This window comes from Burkholderia sp., assembly GCF_018375725.1.
Lineage (GTDB): Bacteria > Pseudomonadota > Gammaproteobacteria > Burkholderiales > Burkholderiaceae > Burkholderia.
Genome location: NZ_JAHACR010000065.1, coordinates 1 through 16,999, shown reverse-complemented (window position 1 = coordinate 16,999; position 16,999 = coordinate 1). Strand labels below are relative to the sequence as shown.

The 16,999-nt window shown below is 62.9% G+C and carries 21 protein-coding genes; all 21 read right to left on the bottom strand.

The window, feature by feature from the left end:
• Positions 1 to 312 (bottom strand): TIGR01841 family phasin (gene phaP / locus KH616_RS10585; RefSeq protein WP_292243883.1); only part of this gene is annotated, 312 nt, incomplete at its 3' end.
• Between the two features lie 515 nt (positions 313 to 827).
• Entirely contained in the window at positions 828 to 1,262 is a 435-nt protein-coding gene (locus KH616_RS10580; protein ID WP_292243882.1) for a tail fiber assembly protein, read from the bottom strand.
• Between the two features lie 2 nt (positions 1,263 to 1,264).
• On the bottom strand, positions 1,265 to 2,227 hold the full coding sequence (locus KH616_RS10575) for a phage tail protein (RefSeq protein ID WP_292243880.1): 963 nt from the start codon (positions 2,225 to 2,227) through the stop codon (positions 1,265 to 1,267).
• 12 nt (positions 2,228 to 2,239) lie between these two features.
• Positions 2,240 to 2,836, bottom strand: a complete 597-nt coding sequence (locus tag KH616_RS10570; protein ID WP_292243879.1) for a putative phage tail protein — start codon at positions 2,834 to 2,836, stop codon at positions 2,240 to 2,242.
• Positions 2,836 to 3,957, bottom strand: coding sequence for a baseplate J/gp47 family protein (locus KH616_RS10565; protein ID WP_292243878.1), 1,122 nt, complete (start codon positions 3,955 to 3,957; stop codon positions 2,836 to 2,838). Before KH616_RS10565 ends, KH616_RS10570 begins: the two co-directional genes overlap by 1 nt.
• A complete protein-coding gene (locus KH616_RS10560; RefSeq protein ID WP_292243876.1) occupies positions 3,954 to 4,541 on the bottom strand; it encodes a phage GP46 family protein in 588 nt (195 codons plus the stop codon). Before KH616_RS10560 ends, KH616_RS10565 begins: the two co-directional genes overlap by 4 nt.
• Before the next feature lie 86 nt (positions 4,542 to 4,627).
• Positions 4,628 to 5,143: a phage baseplate assembly protein gene (locus KH616_RS10555; protein WP_292243874.1), complete on the bottom strand. Its 516-nt coding sequence runs from the start codon at positions 5,141 to 5,143 to the stop codon at positions 4,628 to 4,630.
• On the bottom strand, positions 5,140 to 6,306 hold the full coding sequence (locus KH616_RS10550; RefSeq protein ID WP_292243873.1) for a phage baseplate assembly protein: 1,167 nt from the start codon (positions 6,304 to 6,306) through the stop codon (positions 5,140 to 5,142). The genes KH616_RS10555 and KH616_RS10550 overlap by 4 nt, the downstream gene beginning before the upstream one ends.
• 3 nt (positions 6,307 to 6,309) lie before the next feature.
• The gene (locus KH616_RS10545) at positions 6,310 to 7,686 is read right to left on the bottom strand and encodes a DNA circularization N-terminal domain-containing protein (protein WP_292243872.1); all 1,377 of its coding nucleotides are present in this window, start codon (positions 7,684 to 7,686) and stop codon (positions 6,310 to 6,312) included.
• Positions 7,683 to 10,361 carry a phage tail tape measure protein gene (locus KH616_RS10540; RefSeq protein WP_292243871.1) on the bottom strand — a complete coding sequence of 893 codons (2,679 nt, stop codon included), beginning with the start codon at positions 10,359 to 10,361 and terminating at the stop codon, positions 7,683 to 7,685. Before KH616_RS10540 ends, KH616_RS10545 begins: the two co-directional genes overlap by 4 nt.
• Before the next feature lie 48 nt (positions 10,362 to 10,409).
• Positions 10,410 to 11,078 (bottom strand): phage tail assembly protein, encoded by a 669-nt coding sequence (locus KH616_RS10535; RefSeq protein ID WP_292243870.1) that lies wholly within the window; start codon positions 11,076 to 11,078, stop codon positions 10,410 to 10,412.
• Entirely contained in the window at positions 11,050 to 11,274 is a 225-nt protein-coding gene (locus KH616_RS10530) for a hypothetical protein (RefSeq protein WP_292243868.1), read from the bottom strand. The genes KH616_RS10535 and KH616_RS10530 overlap by 29 nt, the downstream gene beginning before the upstream one ends.
• 32 nt (positions 11,275 to 11,306) lie before the next feature.
• A complete protein-coding gene (locus KH616_RS10525; protein ID WP_292243867.1) occupies positions 11,307 to 11,651 on the bottom strand; it encodes a hypothetical protein in 345 nt (114 codons plus the stop codon).
• 73 nt (positions 11,652 to 11,724) lie between these two features.
• A complete protein-coding gene (locus tag KH616_RS10520; RefSeq protein WP_292243866.1) occupies positions 11,725 to 13,203 on the bottom strand; it encodes a phage tail protein in 1,479 nt (492 codons plus the stop codon).
• Between the two features lie 50 nt (positions 13,204 to 13,253).
• On the bottom strand, positions 13,254 to 13,514 hold the full coding sequence (locus KH616_RS10515) for a hypothetical protein (protein ID WP_292243864.1): 261 nt from the start codon (positions 13,512 to 13,514) through the stop codon (positions 13,254 to 13,256).
• Complete coding sequence (locus KH616_RS10510; protein WP_292243863.1) at positions 13,483 to 14,100, bottom strand: hypothetical protein; 618 nt, start codon at positions 14,098 to 14,100, stop codon at positions 13,483 to 13,485. Before KH616_RS10510 ends, KH616_RS10515 begins: the two co-directional genes overlap by 32 nt.
• The gene (locus KH616_RS10505) at positions 14,100 to 14,534 is read right to left on the bottom strand and encodes a phage virion morphogenesis protein (protein WP_292243861.1); all 435 of its coding nucleotides are present in this window, start codon (positions 14,532 to 14,534) and stop codon (positions 14,100 to 14,102) included. Before KH616_RS10505 ends, KH616_RS10510 begins: the two co-directional genes overlap by 1 nt.
• Positions 14,531 to 15,034 (bottom strand): phage protein Gp36 family protein, encoded by a 504-nt coding sequence (locus KH616_RS10500; protein ID WP_292243859.1) that lies wholly within the window; start codon positions 15,032 to 15,034, stop codon positions 14,531 to 14,533. Before KH616_RS10500 ends, KH616_RS10505 begins: the two co-directional genes overlap by 4 nt.
• A complete protein-coding gene (locus tag KH616_RS10495; protein WP_292243858.1) occupies positions 15,031 to 15,420 on the bottom strand; it encodes a hypothetical protein in 390 nt (129 codons plus the stop codon). The genes KH616_RS10500 and KH616_RS10495 overlap by 4 nt, the downstream gene beginning before the upstream one ends.
• A gap of 71 nt (positions 15,421 to 15,491) precedes the next feature.
• Positions 15,492 to 16,439 carry a phage capsid protein gene (locus KH616_RS10490; RefSeq protein WP_292243857.1) on the bottom strand — a complete coding sequence of 316 codons (948 nt, stop codon included), beginning with the start codon at positions 16,437 to 16,439 and terminating at the stop codon, positions 15,492 to 15,494.
• A 51-nt stretch (positions 16,440 to 16,490) separates the two neighbouring features.
• A complete protein-coding gene (locus tag KH616_RS10485) occupies positions 16,491 to 16,847 on the bottom strand; it encodes a hypothetical protein (protein ID WP_292243856.1) in 357 nt (118 codons plus the stop codon).
• Positions 16,848 to 16,999 lie beyond the last annotated feature (152 nt).

Sequence of the window (16,999 nt, the reverse complement as noted above, 5' to 3'; positions counted from 1 at the left end):
GGCATACGCGACCTTCGACCACTCGGCCTGCGTCGTCGTTGCGATGTCGAACAGATGACGGCCATACGATGCCGCCTTGCCGACCGCCTGCGGGGATGCGCCCAGCTGCCGGGTCATGAATTCGGCCGGATTGGTGCTGCCGAACCCGGCCTTCAGATGATCTTCGTATTCCGCGAGTGCGGCCTTGGTTGCCTGCAGATTGAGGTCAAGCACCGCCTCGAAGCCGCGAAGCGCCGGGTGAGCCACGGCAAACCATGCGGCGACGCCGGATTTGTAATCGGACAAGAGTTGATCGGGGGAGAAAACGGTCATCGGGTACGCTCCTGTAAACCAATACGGGAAAAATATTAAGAAACGGAAGGACCGACGACGTGATCACTTCCTTATTTAACACACATCAATCATTGAATCACTACGATTTAGAGCGCCCATTCTAGACGCTAAAATTGTCAATTAAATGGCATTAATGGCTAGGATAAACCCTAGCACACCAAGCCGCAAGCCAATCCGGGACATTCGAGCACGCGCTTCACCTTACAACCGCAACCCATTGTCCAATATAGAAATTTACATTTTTACCGATTAAAAACATGAAAATCGGTAGGATTTACGCCATCACAGGCGCGATGAAATTCGCACACATTCATTCATGGATGAATCTGGCGCAATAGAATCGATTTTGATTTTCAATTCAGCTCGCCCGTCATTTCATTTGCCAGACCAATCATCGGAAATATTCAGACCCGATTAATTTACATTCTGACCAACGGAAATTTCCCGCTCGCCGTTATAAGTAGCGCGCCGTTTAATTTGACCCAGCCTGACGTTTAATTTGACCCAGCAATTTCCGGCTTGGCCGGCCAGACGGGATCGGCGGCGGTCAGGTCAACGGCTTTAACCGCGCGAGTAAACGTTACCCATTGCCGGGCCATCGCTTTTTCATCGTCAGTCGCTTCGCCGAGCGACACGGCCATTTGCATCGGAGCCATCGCTATGCTGGCCCTCTCGAGAAGCTCGTTTCTGACTGACGTGTTGAGAGCGAGGATTTGCTCCTTGGTCGGCGACAACGGGGCGAGCAGTTGCGGCTGGCCGCTTTTGTCGATCGCGAGGCGCTTTCCACGTGTCTGCCCTGCAAGCATTTCCGCCCATTGCGCGTCACTGATTGCGACGACTTTTGCACCTTCAGGTGCAGGACTATCCACACTGTCATAGAAAGCTACGACGATGCCGCTATCGTCGTACGCTGCTTGTTTCTGGCCCATGATTACCTACCGATCGAAATGAAATATGCAGCCAAACCGCCAGCGGTCACCGAGCTTTGTCCCCATACAATCCGTCCCGTCGAAAGCGAACCTGGGCTCGATTGCGTACCCGCGACAAACGTATTCGTTCCGCCGTTCGATGCGATACAGACTTGATGTTCGTTCGGGAACGCAATCGGCAGCGTGAAGGTATACACGGTTCCTGCCGTGTAATTTGTAGGGCAGCTAACGTAACCGGCCTGATAGATTCGCCCATTGGGAAGCTTGCTGTAGCCATTGACGGAAAGCGAACCGCCGAAGTCACCAAGGGATAAACGAAGGGAGGCAGAGCCGCCGATCAGTACCCAGTACGCCCCATCAGAAACGAATCGTGCCGTGTCGCCATTGTTGAGAATGCATGTAGACGCCGACACGAGAGAACCCGTCATCATCTTGTCGTTACCCACAGTCGAGATCGTGGCCTCGTTTACCGTAGCAAGGAACTCAAATGACGCTCCCGCGCGAACTGACGCGAGCGATGGCAATACATAAGTTGTCGAGGCGACTTCGAGCGTATAGGCACCACCTGCCTGCATCGCCGAGAACGTGGCGTTTGCCGCAGATATGATCCGTGATCCCGTCTGCATATTGCCGATGGCGCGTTGCACAAACGAAGTCGTCGCGAGCTTCGTCGTGTTGTCAAACTGCGGGGGCAGCGGCGCTTGGGGTGACCCTCGAAACGCAGGCGAGTCGAGTCCGGCAAACGTAGCGACAAGCGCATCGCGAAACCGCGTATACGAAGTCGGATCATCCGGGTTGAATGCCTTACCGCTTACGCCGGCCAGCCTCAACACCTCCATCAGGCTCCAGACCAGCATGTTGGCATCATTGCCCGACCAGGCCGTCGGCACCGCGATGCTGTCGCTGTGCATGCGATGGCCAGTTCCGCCATGCACAACGTTGTCGATACTCGTTGTGTAGTCCATTTAGGGCCTCTCTTACAGGTAAATCACGTTGATCTGAAAGCGCGCCGGAGCGATCCGGGCGAGCAAGCATTCAATTTCGGTGCCGTCCTGTGAACAGATCCGAAGCCGCTGGTCGACACGATTACGGCCAACGCGAAACGGCTGACAGAGGTACAGCACCTTCACGTTGAGCACGCCGTTTAGGGCACCGAGTCGGTCGCCGACACGGTTGCGGCCGACACGGAACGGCGTCGAGTACCAGATTTCGACCTGATAGCCGTAGCGCGCAAGGTAGGCGGCAAGCGCCGCAGGGCTTTCCGCCGAACTGTCGTCGTAGGCCAGATCGACGTCGCCACGCAGGCGCGCCAGCATGTTCGTGCGCCGCTGTTCGTCGTCCTGCTCGCCAGCGAAGCACGGATCAGGCAGGCCCAGCGCTTCCTCCCATTCCTCCAGCCGGGAACAGGTTCGGTGCGGAATCCACTGCCGCACGGCGCTTTCGGTCCAGTCGTGGTGCTCGCGCAGCACTGCCGCCCACGCCTTCAGCCAACGCATGACGACCGATCCAGGCGCGCGCGGAAATGCGAAGCCAGGCGGCAGCAGGTGCACCAGGGCTTGCCAGAATTTGTCCATCAGCTAAACGTCACTGAGCGAAGAACCAGAATCTGGAAAGTGCCCGCTACCAGAAACCCGCCCTCGGTAAGCACGGGCTGGACGAAGCTGTGATCAAACTCGCCAGGTGCCGTTGACACCGCTTCGCGCAGGTGCGTGTGCGGAATGCGGCCGTGCGGTACGGCTTCACGGAAAAACAGGTCTTTCAGCTCTAGCTTGATCGCGTCGCGCGTGGTGGTGGTGTCGGGCGTGATCTGCAGCACGATGTCGACAAACACTGGTTCAGGGATGAGCACAAACAGCTCGTCGGGCGGGCCGCGCTTCGGATCGCGGATGTAGTCGTACACCTCCTGGCGCTGTGCCTCGGTCGGCAGGCCGTACGGCTCGTTGTTGTCGGCCATGATGACGACGCCCGCCGATGTGGGGCCGCTGGGATTGCGAATACCCCAGGCGCGGGTAATACCCGGCACCGACAACGCCCATCGCTCATAGTCTCCAGGCGCGCTACCGCGCGGCGGGTTGGCCAGACGCTGGCTCAACCGATAGATCGCCTCGGAGTCCGTTTCCCGGTCGGTGCCTCCGCTGAGTCCGGCCGGGCCGACCTTAAACGTCGCGTCGACGCCAGGCACCGTCACAATCAGCTCCAGCGGCGTGTCGGCGGCGAGATTGCCGGCGCGGCCAGGCTTGTCGCATACCAGCTTGGGCGTGATCGTGGCGTCGGCCGCTACGCTGACATCCTTGGGCACCGTGAACGTCAGGTCGTTGTCGGCGCGCAGTACGCTGCCGGCCGCCAGCTTCGCGCCGACGACACCGGAACCGAGCGCCGCGCCCTGAGAAACAATCGCCTCCTTGCGGGGCAGGCCGTAGGCGACCAGCCAGTCGTCCAAAAACTCGTCGACGGCCTTGGTCGGAATCGCCTGGCGAGCAATGAAGTCGCGAAGGTAGCGGTACGCACCATGTATGCCAACGCCCTGGACGAACGCCTGTACTTCGATGTTCGATCGAGCCAGGGCGATGTCGGTCGCCGACAGCGCACCGCCCTGGGCGATTACTGCGTCGGTCAAGCCCTGTTGCAGCTCGCGCGCAGCGTTGTCCTTCAGCTCGGCGATGGTCGGAATGACGACCTGTACGGACGTGCTCATACGACAGCCCTCCGCAGCGCCGTGCCCCACAGCACGTCATACACCGGCCGATCGGATTCGCCCGGGTAGATGCGCGGGCGTAGCGCCAGGCGTTCGTCGCCCGTGCCGGCCCACGTCGCGGTCACGTCGACGCGGCTGGCCACGTCGGTGCGGACCATCCATTGCAGGGATTCCCACGCAGCAAAGCGCGCGCGTTCGAGCACATCGACGCTCGATTTCGAGACGTAGCAAAGCCAGAGATGCGAGCCCCACGCATCTGACTCGTCGCGCGGCGCGTCCGTCGACGGCGTGGCGAATTCGTCGCCGCACCAGCCGCGTCGGTCGGTCTGGTTGTGCGGCAGGATTACATCGGCATCGGCGCGGCGATCGCAGAACAGCGACAGAATGACCGCCGTACAAAGGCTGTCGTCCAGTTCGAGCGCGCGGACTTCCAGCGCCTCGACGTGGTGGCCGGCTGCAATGCAGGGGTTCGAATAGTCGTGCCACGCGCTTTTGCTGGCGCGGCCGGTTCGTACGACGCTCCAGTCGAACGGCAGCGCCAGGGCGGCGGTGGATGTGGTGGAAGTGGTCAGGATGTCGATCATGGTGGCCAGCGCTTAAACTGGCCTTCATGATCGTTTCAAGCGGCGTTTAAGTCGCTGTGAAACATTTCATAAACAGGCTTTTGGCGTCAGACGACGCCGCCCGAATTGTCGTTGCCGCGCTGGACATTCTTGTGGCCGTGTCCAACGAAGTCACGGCCGGCGATTGTCGCACCTTCCGTGATGTTGGCCGTCTTCGATTCGATCGCCTCGCTGACGGCAACCTTCGGCGTAGTCAGCTCGATGCCGGCTTTGGCCGCGACCTTGTAGTTGTCGCACTCGACTTCGTACGTGGTGCACTCAACACGTACCTTGCCGCCGTCCGTCAATAGGATTTTGTGGCCGTCCTTATGCCAGACAGCAACTTCACCGACCTTGAGCTGCGGCCGGCTGTCGATGCGATCCAGGCGCATCACGACGGTATGGCCGCCGACCTCGATCACGAGTCCCTGGCCATCGCCCGGATTGCCGGCGAATCCGTAGTCCTGCCAGCGCTCGGCATTCTCGCGGCCGGATGTATCGAACACCTGCACGGCAACTTCCTGTACCGGGCCTTCCTTCAGACCGCGCAGCAGTGCGCGTCGCAACATGTTGAGCAGGTTCACGACGGGTCTCCCTTGACTTCGAGCACCGCGCCATCCTTGCCGCGCTTGCCCTTGCCATGTCCGCGCTTCGTCTTCGACTTTAGCGGCACGGTGTCGTACGCCTCGCGCGGCCGCACCAGCAGCTCGGTCACGTCGCCTTCCTTCAGGTCGACCGTCTGTTTCACCTCGCAGATCAGCCATTCATCGCCGTCCAGGCCGGCGATGTCGTCGTAGATCGGCACGCGCGTATTGATCTCCCACGGCTTGCCTTTCCACGTCCAGCCCTCGACCACGTATTTCAGGCCGTACGCATGGCCACGTCGTACGCGCATCGTGTGGTCGACCAGGCGCTGCATGTCGGGCGCATCGTTGTTGCCGTCCGCGTTGATGACCAGCGGCAGATAGCGCTTCATGTCCGGGTCTTTCGCTTGCGCTTTATGCTGCACGGCTTTCTTGAACGCCTTGATGGGATCGCCCATGCTGCCGCCGACTTCCAGCGTCTGCAGGCTCGACCGATGCGTGACGTTGCCCTGGCCGTAGCAGAAGTAGTCCGAATGCCGCTCGGCATCGGTGCCGACGCTTTCCATGCTGATGACGTTCACGCCGCGCACGATCGCGCCGTGGCTTTTCGCCTTGCCGGCCTTCGTGATGAGCACGCGCCCCTCGGCGTCGGTCGTCACCAGGACGCCGCGGAGGCGTGCCGCGCGCGCGAGCACGTCGATGACCTTTTCGCCGTGCTCGATCTTCAGATCGCGGATCGGCTCGCCGATATCGGTGTCGATCTTCACGTCGATGCCGAACGGCGCGCACAGATCCCGTGCGATCCGGTCGAGCTTCGCATTACGCCACTGGCCGCCCTGATAGACCGCCGAGCACGCCACCAGATCGCCGCTGCGGCTGCGGCCCTCGACCTTCAGGCCGCAATCGTCGCGCTTATAGAACGGCTCAGCGGCCAGCACGGTGCCGGTCACAACCAAGGTGTCGTTGATGCGCACCTTGATCGCGTCCTGACGCTTGATGTCGGGCGGGTTGCCGGGAATGAGCGACACCGGGATGGTGAAGCGGCTGGACAGCGTTTCCAGCGATCGCTCGATGGTGGATGACAGCCAGCCCTGGTAATCGCGACCGTTCACGGTCACGTAGATTTTCGCGTCGTCGCGGGTGAATTGATCGGGTTTCGTCATGGGTCAGTCGTGCTTGATGACGCGCAGCGGCGTGCCAGGCGGCACCAGCAGCGGATGGCGGATATGTGGGTTCATGGCCACGATCTCGCCGGCCCAGCGTGTCGTGCCGAACATGCGATAGGACACATACAGCGCCGGTTGCCACGACTCGGGCGTGTACGTTGTCAGCCGGGCCAGATCGCGCGATCGCGCCTGCAGGTCGGCCAGCACGGCCGTCTTCAGGCGCACCAGCGCGTCGTGTGTCGTCGTTGCGCCGACACCGCCCACCGGCTCGGCCGCGCTGGCCAGAATCAGCTCGGTGATCTGCCGGTTGAAGTCCGTGCGCAGCGCCAGCGCCTGGTCGTAGTTCTCCAGCTCGATCTGCGCGACCGCGCGCACGGCCATGATCGTGACGACGCCGTTGAAGAACAGCTCCAGCGTCTTCAGCGACTGCGCCTCGGCCTGGCGCGCGGCGGTCTGGTAGGGGCTGGTGGGTGGCGTGAAGGCTTCGGCCAGCTTCGTCTGGGCAGCGGATGGAACGAAGCCGGCCGGCGCGTATGCCGCCGCGATATCCGGGCTGATGGCTTGTGGCAGACCAGACCGCGATGGAGGCGTCGCCTGCGACAGCAGGCTGCGGGTCGCGGTCGGTGCCTTCCAGAGGTTCCGCGCCGCGCCGAACGCAGACCATGCCTCATTTGAGGTGAGCGTTTCCGGGATTTTGGTCAGGTCGGAGATACGACGGCCGAGAATCGACGGAATCGCGGCCAGTTCGTTCAACGGGAAGGTGATGTACTGCCGCACTAGGCTGTTATACGTGTCGTAAATCCGGTTCACGAACGAAATGCCATCCCACAACGTATCCAGCCCGGCGCGAATCCGGCTCAGCACGTTGTCGTGCGCCCATCCGGTCAGCTTCGACAGGTCGAGATTCGCCGCGAGCGAATCGAGCAGCGACTGTTCCGCGCCGTCGGCCGCATCCGCCACCTGGTCGGCTGTGTTCGTCACGCCAACCGGATACCGGCGCGGCTCGGCGCGAATGAATGACAGTTCCAGGCGCGCGCATCCGCCTTCGGACGCGGGCGCTTCCTTCACGGTGTACTTGCCGTTGCACCAACAGCGGATGCTGCCTTGTGTCGGGTGCACCAACACACCGTCGCCGGTCAGCACCTGGCGCAGGCGGTTGAGCTGGTCCAGGTAGTCGTCGCCGACCACGTAGGCCGAGAACTTGATTTCGTTCGCGCCCGCGCCCATGCGAAACACGGTCGGCAAGTCCTGGAACGGGTATTCACGCATCACCGTGTTGTCGCCGTCCGTCATCTCGATCGTGTCGACCTGAAACGACACGTCGCGCCACGACGCGGTGCGCAGCTGGTCGAGCCAGCTGGTTCCTAGCAGTGTCATCGGGCAAAGCCTCCCGGATTGGTAGAACCTGCGTCGACGCGCAGTGCGAACGGCTGTTGCGTCACCGTCGCGGTCGTCATGACGCGATCGTCACGCACCGCGACGGCGACGTTCAAGGTGCCGTTACCGATCTCGACCTTCTGCGGCTCGGACTGGATGCGCTCCATCATCGCGAGCGCCGTCGACGGTTGCAGCATCGGGTTGGTCAGATAGGCCGGCTGAGTGCGAAGGATGCTGATGCGGTCCAGCATCTCCTGCGGCACCTGGACGGTCGATCCGTTACTGCCGCGTGTTTCGTTCGCACGCTGTGACGGCGGGCTGGACATCGCGCTGCTGAGCCGATCGCCGGCCCACTGCGCCCCGATGAAACCGGCTGCGCCGCCGAGCATGCCGCCGAGTGGCACCGTAATGGGCGCGAATGGGCCGCCGAACGCACCGAGCGCCGCGCCTGCCTGCGCGCCAGCCCAGCCACCAGCGACGCCGGCTGCAGTACGGCCGGCCGCGTTGGCTTTCTCCGTCGGCGTCTTGCGGCTGTCCAGCAGAGTGGGCAGCAGATCGTATGCGGCCAGCCCGGCCGTTACCAGCCACGGCGCGCTCGCGCCGAGTCGGCCGAGCAGCCCACGCCGTGCTCCAGCGGCTGCGCCGGCAGCGGCACCTGTCTGCGTACGGTTCGGGTTTCCCCATGCATCTGGCATCAAGCTCATGTGCTTGTTCACGACGTAGACGGGCACCGGGCCACCGCCGAAGCCACCCAGACCGCCACCAGCACCGGGACCGCCAGGTGCACCACGACGACCGCGGCTGAGCAGAAAGCCAGCCAGGGCACCACCGACGCCGGCCGACGTGACGACCGTTGCCGCCTGGCCGAACGCGGCAAGGGCTGTGGTCGCGCCTGGCAGTTCCTGCGCGAACTTCGTAATCCCGTCCAAGGCTGTCTTCAGCGGGCCGTCGATCTGTTCGAAGACGCGGCTGCGCGCGATGTCGGTTTCGTTGCCGACCTGCTGCGCCTTGAAGGCCGCACGGCTCGATACGACGCTAAAGTTCGATGCTACGGCCTCTCCGTTGTCTTCGCGCACCTTGCCCAGTACGTCCTTCACGTATTGCTTGTTCGACATGACACCGACCAAGGCCATCAGCGCTTCCCGGTCTTGAATCACCTGACCGACCGCAGAGCCTTGCAGGATTGAGGCCATCGCCTGATAAGTGGCCTTCTGTTGCTCGCCGGTCTCGGTAGATGCCTTGGCCTTCAGCGCGGTGAAAGACTTGTCCTTCGCGGCGATCTGCTCGGCAAAATCCGCAAACGCTTCGATCCCATCGAACCCGCGTTCTCGTGCACGGGCCAGTGACTTCGGCAGATTGATGCCGAGTTTCTTGAAGTCTTGCGCCGTGTCGGTGCTGTTGATCTTCAAGATCAGGTTCTTGAGGTTGTTACCTGCAGCGTCAGCACTGCCAGCTGTGATAACCGATGCCTGAGCGTAGGACACCAGCCGTTCGAAGTCACCCATGCCACGCATGCCGAGCTTGTCGCTGGAAGCGGCCATCAGCTCAGGAAGCCATCGCGCCATGTTCTTCAGCTCGAATCCGCCTTCCTGACCGGCCACCACGGCCTTCGATACCGCCTTACCGATCTGGTCTTCGGTCAGACCATAGTTGCGCATCCCAGCAACCGCGATCTGCGCGATGTCGGTAACAGGGGCGTCGGCTGCGGTAGAACCACGCTGAAGATCGGGCAGCATTGCCTTCGCGGCGTCGATCTTCACGATGCCAGAGGAAATGACGTTGTTCAACGCTTCAGCGGCAGAATCCCGCGTACCGCCGCCGTTCTGCACTGCCGCGTTGATGGTGTTTTCCAGATTGCGCATCTCCATGATGCGCGCGACCGGCGACCGATCGCCATACGCGACGTTCGCCATATGCGCCAGCCGTTCGTCAAACGACATCGGCCGTTGAAGCGTTGCGGCGGCAGCAGCGCCGCCCGCGATCGCCCCACCGACAACAGCCGCGCCGGTCTGTCCGATTCGACCGACGACATGCGCCGCACGCTCGGCGTTGCGCCGAACGTCGTCGAGCCGACGGGCAACGCTGCCAAGATACGCGTTCATGCGATCCAGCGACGACCGGCCGCCCACCTGCGACAGCGCCGTCGTCGCGCGCTGGCTGGCGCTCGTGACATTGCCCAGCGCCGACTGCATGCGGCGCGCGTCGGAGTCGACGCGGCCGGCACCGGTCTTCGCGCCCATCTTTTCAAGCTTCTTCGCCGTGCTATCCGCCAGGGAAGCGGTGGCATCCAGCTGCTGCTTATCGCGCAGCGCTGCCTGGTCGGTGATCTTCCGGCGTCGCGCCATCGCGCGCGCGATGCCGTCGACGTAACGCTGAGCACGTTCGCCGCCAGACGCGCCGACATGTGCCATCGCCGCGTCCGCGCGCTGCGACGCGCTCGCGACACCGGACAGCGCGGCCTCCATGCGCCGCGCGTCGCTCTCCAGACGAGCGGCGTTCGTCTTGCTGCCCACCTTTTCCAGCGTTTTCTCAGTCTTCTGCGCGGCGCGATCCACACCCGTGAGCGCCTTGGTCTGACGCTGGCTGGCCTGTTCGAGCGCGCGCGCGTTCTCGGTCGCGCGGCGCTTCAGGTCACCGGTCAGGTTGATGACGTACCGCAGCACCATATTGCTCATCGCCGTTTCCTCATCTGTTCCTGTCGGGCCTTATGCGTGCGGTCCAGCTCAGCGGCCTGCGCCATCAGCTGCGACAGCGGCATGCTGCGCACCGAAGTCAGCGAGCATGGCAGGGCCAGACTGAGCTGACGCGCCAGCGTCTCCCATTGCTTCAGCCTGGCCCTCGGTTCGCGGGCCGGACTGTTCCTTCTCGCCGGCCAGGATCGCGTCGAAGTCGGCCTGCATGATGAGCCCGTGTCGGAGCTGCGCCGCCAGGTCGACCAGCACGCACCGTTCTTCGATCTTCGCCAGGTCGAGCGGCGACAGTCGGCCGAACATGTCCAGCGTCATCAACTTCTGGTCGATCGGATCAAGTCCGGCACATTCGAAGCGGTCGACGTGGCGCAGCGTCATCGCCACGCGATACAGCTCGTCGGAAACCAGCAGCGTCGGCTTACCCTGAATCGACACGACGCGCTCGGCCATCTCAACAGCCGCGAACTCGTCGGCCACGGTCGTCTCGCGCAGGCGAACCGTGCGATACCGCACTTTCTGCTCGCCAACCTGCGACGGCAGGCCGTCGACCAGTTGCACGACGTTGATATCGTTCTTATTCATGGTGATGTCCCGATGATGGATATGCGCCGGCCAGATACGACGAAGGCAGGGCCGGCGCCTGCCTTCGTGGTCACGATTGAAGTGCGGACGACTAGAACGACGTGGGTTGCGCAATTCCACGAACGACGGCCATGAAACCCTTTTGCAGATCGGTCGCGCCGATATTGATCCAGCGCTGGTCCAGCGTCGGCGTCGCGCGCAGATCATCGATCAGTTTCCCGATCTCTTCGGCCTTCGCTTTCACTCGATTCATCGCATCGATCTCGGCTTGCGAAAGATCGCGATAACCCTTGATTTGTTTGTGCTGGTTGTCCATTTTGATACTCCGATGGGTTGATCGCCCGCGCGTTACAGCCACTGGAACGGCGTAAGCGCGATGAACTGGATGTCGACCGGACCGTTCCCGACTTCACCCATGCTCATGAACGTGCATTTGCCCGCGCGGCAGCGGCGGCCGGTATGCAGGTTGGTCATGACAATCTGCGCTTCGCAGATCGCGCTGATGCTTTGCGGATCGCGCGAACCCGTGAACAGCAGCTTGGTCTTGATGACACGCTGCACGCGCTTGCGCGTCGTGTAGTCCTGGCCATTGGCCGCCAATGCGGCTTCGCGTTCGAATCCGGCCGCGCCCTCGATGGTCGCGCTGCCGTCTTCGATCGCCCATTCCTCACCGTCCACGGTGAAGCTATCCACTCGGAAAAGTTCGCTATCGCAGGCCATTGAGCCCTCCATTTAAGTCAGAGAAATGTGTGTGCTTCCGAGCCGATCAAACGTGACCCGCGATGAACTCGCTGGTGATCTCGGTCTGGTAGTGCTGGGTGATGAGCACCGGCTGGTCGACGACCTTCAGCTTGCCGTTCGGCCCGTCGACCTCGACCAGCAGCGTCTTCTTGTAGTGGTCCATGTTCTGGAACAGGCCGGCCGTCATGAACTGCTCGTAGTTGTTCAGCATGATGTCGGTGCCGAGCGGTACGGTCATGATCTTCTGGCCCGGAATCGGCTCGGTGACGTACTCGGCGAGCTTGTAGCCGCGATACTTCGTCTGGATTTCCGTCACCGTGAACCAGCGGTAGTACGACAGCGTTTTCACCCAGTTCAGGTTCCGCCACGACGGGTCGACAGCACCGGTCGGATGCGTCGTGTAGTTCGTCACCATGCGCAGCATGTTCGCGGTGCCGTCCTCCATCGTCTCGAGTACCGAGCCCCCCGCCGTCAGCATGTTGTTACGCTGATCGATATCCCAGTCGTCTTCCAGGCGCGCAGCGACATAGCCGGTCAGCGCCACACCCGTGAACGGCACTGCCGGGTCGATCGCCGCATGGCTCTCGATCGCGGCGGCGGCCATCGCAGCCGTCTCCCACGGGTTGGTCAGATCGCGAGTTACGCAGATGGTGTGCACCGCCGGGCTGTTGCGCGGGCCGAGCCAGCCGACGACTTCGCCTTCGGTGCCACGCATGACCGTCACGGCCTGGCCGTCCTGCATGTTGTCGAAATTCCAGCGCCGCTCCAGCTCTGCCTCCAGCACACCCATGTTCGCGCTGTCGGTGTACGGCATTGCGTATTCGGTGGCACGGAAGCCCTTGATTGCCGAGATGACCGGCGTGATGTCCGGATTGACAGCACCGGCAGCCATCGGCGTGATCGTCAGCGTGACGCCCTGCGGCAGGCGATCGTCGGCGTAGTACGTGCCCCGCAGATCGATGCTGTTGCCAGTCGCGCCCTTCCAGCGGCAGGTGAGCTTGATTTCACCGCCCGTCGCCCCGGCTGCAGCAACCACCGGCAGACTCGGTTTCGCGTTGATCGCGTTGATGAGTTTCGTTGCAACGGTCGTCGCCGTATCGTTGACCGTGACACCGATGCGAATGCGATTCCCACCGATGTACAGCGGCAGCTCGCCCGCAGCATGCTGCGCGTCGACCTGGACCGTGACCTTACCGGTCGACGCGATCGCGGTCGCATCGTCGGCGAGAATCACCAGGTCGATCGGCATGCCCAGATCGGCGTTGTCTTTCGCTGCGCGCCACATCGCCAGCAGCATCGAGCCTTCGCCCAGCAGGCCGATCGCCTCGGCCTCGCTGGTGACGCGCTGGCGCTTCTTGATGTCGACGCCGATCGGCGGATTTGCCTGGCCGATCAGTAGCACACTGCGCGGCATGCCACGAAGGCCCCGGATCGCCTTGGACGCATCGAATTTGTGCGCCACGAACGGCACAAGGAAGTTGAGGGAAAGCAGGTTCGTAAGCATCTTCTATCGCCCTGAAATTGAGGTTTGAGGCAGGTTTGAACGGTGTTCAGTTACTCGGTCGGCTGGCGGATCAGATCGCAGTCATCGAGCAGCCGGAGAATGCGAACGTTGACCGTCGCGGGGCCGGCTTCCGTCTCGCTGTACAGACCGCCGAATTCCCGATTGATGACGACACGGCCAGCACCCACCACGACGGCGATCTGCTCGCCGAGTCGCGGCGGCGGAAGCGGTGCCGGTTCGGATGCGATCTGTTCGATGGTGTCGACAGCACCGTCGATGTCAGCTGTCGTCTCGGTTTTGGCTCGGGCCATTTGTCACTCCTTCGATATCGATTTGAACGTTGGGGATGGATTCAGTGGGCGGCGGCGGATCGGGTGGCCGCGTCGTGGGCGTCGTATGCACTTCGACTGTCACCAGGTCGGGCAACTCGTCGGGGCGCAGCAGGCCATCAAATTCGATTTCCTGCCACCAGCCAACCATCCAGACCGCCAGTCCCTTCGCGTCGAACTTGCGGCTGTACATGTTTTCGGCGACCACGTTGTCGGCCTTGCCGGTACACGGCGGCCGATCCCAGTTCGCGAGAATTCGCGACACCAGCTCGGCGCGCTGCATCGCGGAAGCTGCACGCGCCACGCGGTTGCTGTCCTTCGTCACGACAAACACGGCACACCGCGCGAGCCAGGCGTTCTTTCCGATGTACTGGCCGGTTTTCGGCAAGCGTCGCCATCCCAGGCAGGCTGTGAAGGCAGCAGGCGCGACAAACGAGTGCGCGGGCACTTCCTCTGCGTCGAACTGGCCGCCGTACAGGTCAACCGTTTTGAACAGCTTGCCGGCCTTCGCGCGCAGCTCGACGTTGAGCGCATTGAGCAGCGCCGTGCTCATGACGTTCGTGTCCATCACATCATCCTCACTGCGTCGAGCAGCATCTGGCCGATCAGCGCGGCATCGCGATCATTGACGCCGAGCACCGGCCGCGCCTCGATATGGACGGAATGGCCACGTCCAGCGTCACCGCCGAAATGGTGGATGCGCGCGTACTCCTGGTTGCTGCCGAATTCCAGACCATCTGGAATCAGGTTGTACACATAGCTGTCGTACAGGTCGCGCGAGTCGATCAGCGTCTGGCCTTCACGAGCGAGCGCAGCAGCCGACTGCGGCATCGGGCTGCCATCCCAGAGCGTCTGCTGGTCGAATCGATCCTGGATCTGGCCGAGCATGTATTCGCCGATGTCCTCGCGCACGCGCGTGAACGTTGCGCCGCCGATCGCCGCGAGGTGTCGCCGCAGCGCATCGTTACCGCTGAAGTCCCATTGCACCGACACGCCGTTCATTTCCCGTACCTGTCCCAGTTGTACGCACTGGGCACCTTGCCCCACAGCACACGTCGACCACTCGCAGCGGGCGGCGGCAGCAGCCGGACCTTACCGGTCGAGACATCACGCAGCCAGTCGTTCCAGTACTTGCAGCGCTTTTCCTGCTGCTCGGTCGCGTTGTCCGGGTCGTCCTGCAGCGAGCAGCGCGTGAGCGACAGACAGCAAGTCTTCAGCGGCGTCTGGTCGATGTCCGCCTGTTCCAGCGGCAACCGCACGTTGGAACGCAGGTAGCCGTCCATAAACCGGCTGGCCTGCGCGAGCATGGAAGTCAACCGCGCCATCGCGCGGTCGCACGTGTCGCGCTCGTCGTCGGTGCGGTCGAGCGAGTACTCCCCAGCGATGCCTTCGCGCAGCAACTCAGGCGACAGCACGTCGCTTTCCTCATCGCGCAGCAGCTGGCTGGTTTCGTCCAGACCGAACTCCTGCACGTACTCGGTAAGCGTGGCGTATGCGCTCATTTCCGGCCCTTCGATGCAGCACCGCGCTTCGCAGCGGGTTTCGCAGAACGGGTCTTTACGGCCGGCTTCGTGGGCTTGCTGACCGCCTGAACGTCGGGCGCCGTCACCGGCTTGGCCGCGCCTTCGGAGCCTTGCGCGGCATCTTCGCGCCCAGCCGACGCACCCGATTGGGTAGCGTCCATCGTGGTGCCGGATTCCGTGTTGGCTTCGAGCTGCGCACCGGCACTGGTCGATCGGTCTTCATCGGCGTTGCCGACCTCGCGCAGCACACCGCTGCTCACCAGGTCGGCGACGTGGTCAGGATGAGCCACGACCGTCGCGCCGACATCACGCGACTTGCGATGAATGCGAACGGGCTCCAGCACTTCATAGGTTTTCTCGCTCATGATTTCTCCTGCCTCCGCCCGGCCGACGCCGCACATCCACGTCGGCCGGGGTCGCTGGCTCTCTCGCGGTGTTATGCCGGCGTGATAACGTCCTTCAGGAAGAAGCCCAGCTCGGGCGCGCAGACGACCTCCTTGACCGACTCGCCAACGCGCACGCGGCGACCGCCGCGCAAGCCGATGCGACTGTCGAACTCGGCACCTGCGATGCGCGTGCCGTACTCGGCCGTGAAGCCGAACGTGACGTTGGCACCGTCGACCACGCCCGCGATCTTCGCCGCCGCAGTGTCCTGGTACAGCAGCGACATGCCGCCGCTCCAGGCCGGCGCGATCTTGGCCTGCTGGCCCGGCTTCGACAGATTCACGCGCGCACGGCCCACCAGAATCTGGTCGATTTCCAGCAGCTCCGCGACCTGTTCACGCGTAGCAGCGCCCTTGTCGCCGGCATTGCCGTGCACCGCCTTCGCGATAACCGGGTGCGTCCGCAGCGCGCGCCATTCGGATTGACCGAGCACGGCGACGTTCGGGCGCATGATCGGACGGTCGAGCACGTCGAGCAGGAATTCCAGCGGGTCGCTGTTCTGGTTGTCGAAGCGATCGGACGCAGCGACGTTCTCCGCGTTGCCCTTGTACGTTGCCGTGTTGAACACGGTGCGGGACACACGAATTTCGCGATCCAGGAGGATCAGGCCGGCCAGCATCTCGGTCGTCAGCGCTTCCAGGTTCGTGTTGTCCGGTGCGTTGTCGATGTCGGTCTGCGGCAACTGGTGATCCAGACCGTAATCCTCGGTCTCAGCCGGCACGCGTTCGCCGTTGAATTCGACCTGGTTGACCTGCGAACGGCGGCCGACCTTCGTGTCCGGCACCGTGAATTGTTGGGCCGGCGGGTAGTACTGGTAGGCGAACGTCGGCTTGGCCAACGACGACGTACGCGGCAGTACCTGGTCAGCGATCATCGCTTGGTTGCGCACGATCACCGCGATGGCAGTCAACTGCGGATCGATCGGAAACGGACTGGTCATGAAATGCTCCGGTGTAGAGTGAGTCGAATGGGTGGCCGGCTATCGCCGCGATCAGCGGCCGATGAACACCGAGCCGATGTCGCCAGCAACGCCGCTCAGCAGCGCGTCGCCGATGGATGCGTCGCCCGCTGCCGCCGCGATGGCGCGGCCTTGAGCGTCCGCCTTGATGCGGTCGCCGCGTGCCACTGCTGCACCGTAGACAACCGGCGTCGGGCCGAGCAGCACCACGTCGACACGTTCGCCGATCGCCGCGCCTACGTCGGTCGTCGCGCCGAGCAGTTTTTCGCCGGCAGCGCCGGTCGCAGCCTTCGCCTGGTCGTCGGCGTCGCCGTACGCGACGAGCTGGTGCGCTACTTGTGCGGTGGCGGCAACGTAGTTGGACGTGACGATTCGTTTGTTGGTCAGCATGTCGATCCTTCGTAGTGGTGTCAGAAAATGCGGTCAGCTGGCGTCGGCCTTGCTGACATGCAGCACCGCGTCGGCGTACGACACCGTGATGCCCTTGGCGGCCTGGCCGGACATGAACTCGCGAGCCGCGTTCGCGATTGCCTGCGGGTCGG

What these genes read in the sequence shown, in the direction of transcription:
- KH616_RS10580 (WP_292243882.1), bottom strand. Translation starts at nt 1,262, where the DNA reads ATGGGCCAGAAACAAGCAGCGTACGACGATAGCGGCATCGTCGTAGCT.
- KH616_RS10575 (WP_292243880.1), bottom strand. Translation starts at nt 2,227, where the DNA reads ATGGACTACACAACGAGTATCGACAACGTTGTGCATGGCGGAACTGGC.
- KH616_RS10570 (WP_292243879.1), bottom strand. Translation starts at nt 2,836, where the DNA reads ATGGACAAATTCTGGCAAGCCCTGGTGCACCTGCTGCCGCCTGGCTTC.
- KH616_RS10565 (WP_292243878.1), bottom strand. Translation starts at nt 3,957, where the DNA reads ATGAGCACGTCCGTACAGGTCGTCATTCCGACCATCGCCGAGCTGAAG.
- KH616_RS10560 (WP_292243876.1), bottom strand. Translation starts at nt 4,541, where the DNA reads ATGATCGACATCCTGACCACTTCCACCACATCCACCGCCGCCCTGGCG.
- KH616_RS10550 (WP_292243873.1), bottom strand. Translation starts at nt 6,306, where the DNA reads ATGACGAAACCCGATCAATTCACCCGCGACGACGCGAAAATCTACGTG.
- KH616_RS10545 (WP_292243872.1), bottom strand. Translation starts at nt 7,686, where the DNA reads ATGACACTGCTAGGAACCAGCTGGCTCGACCAGCTGCGCACCGCGTCG.
- KH616_RS10540 (WP_292243871.1), bottom strand. Translation starts at nt 10,361, where the DNA reads ATGAGCAATATGGTGCTGCGGTACGTCATCAACCTGACCGGTGACCTG.
- KH616_RS10530 (WP_292243868.1), bottom strand. Translation starts at nt 11,274, where the DNA reads ATGGACAACCAGCACAAACAAATCAAGGGTTATCGCGATCTTTCGCAA.
- KH616_RS10520 (WP_292243866.1), bottom strand. Translation starts at nt 13,203, where the DNA reads ATGCTTACGAACCTGCTTTCCCTCAACTTCCTTGTGCCGTTCGTGGCG.
- KH616_RS10515 (WP_292243864.1), bottom strand. Translation starts at nt 13,514, where the DNA reads ATGGCCCGAGCCAAAACCGAGACGACAGCTGACATCGACGGTGCTGTC.
- KH616_RS10510 (WP_292243863.1), bottom strand. Translation starts at nt 14,100, where the DNA reads ATGGACACGAACGTCATGAGCACGGCGCTGCTCAATGCGCTCAACGTC.
- KH616_RS10505 (WP_292243861.1), bottom strand. Translation starts at nt 14,534, where the DNA reads ATGAACGGCGTGTCGGTGCAATGGGACTTCAGCGGTAACGATGCGCTG.
- KH616_RS10500 (WP_292243859.1), bottom strand. Translation starts at nt 15,034, where the DNA reads ATGAGCGCATACGCCACGCTTACCGAGTACGTGCAGGAGTTCGGTCTG.
- KH616_RS10495 (WP_292243858.1), bottom strand. Translation starts at nt 15,420, where the DNA reads ATGAGCGAGAAAACCTATGAAGTGCTGGAGCCCGTTCGCATTCATCGC.
- KH616_RS10490 (WP_292243857.1), bottom strand. Translation starts at nt 16,439, where the DNA reads ATGACCAGTCCGTTTCCGATCGATCCGCAGTTGACTGCCATCGCGGTG.
- KH616_RS10485 (WP_292243856.1), bottom strand. Translation starts at nt 16,847, where the DNA reads ATGCTGACCAACAAACGAATCGTCACGTCCAACTACGTTGCCGCCACC.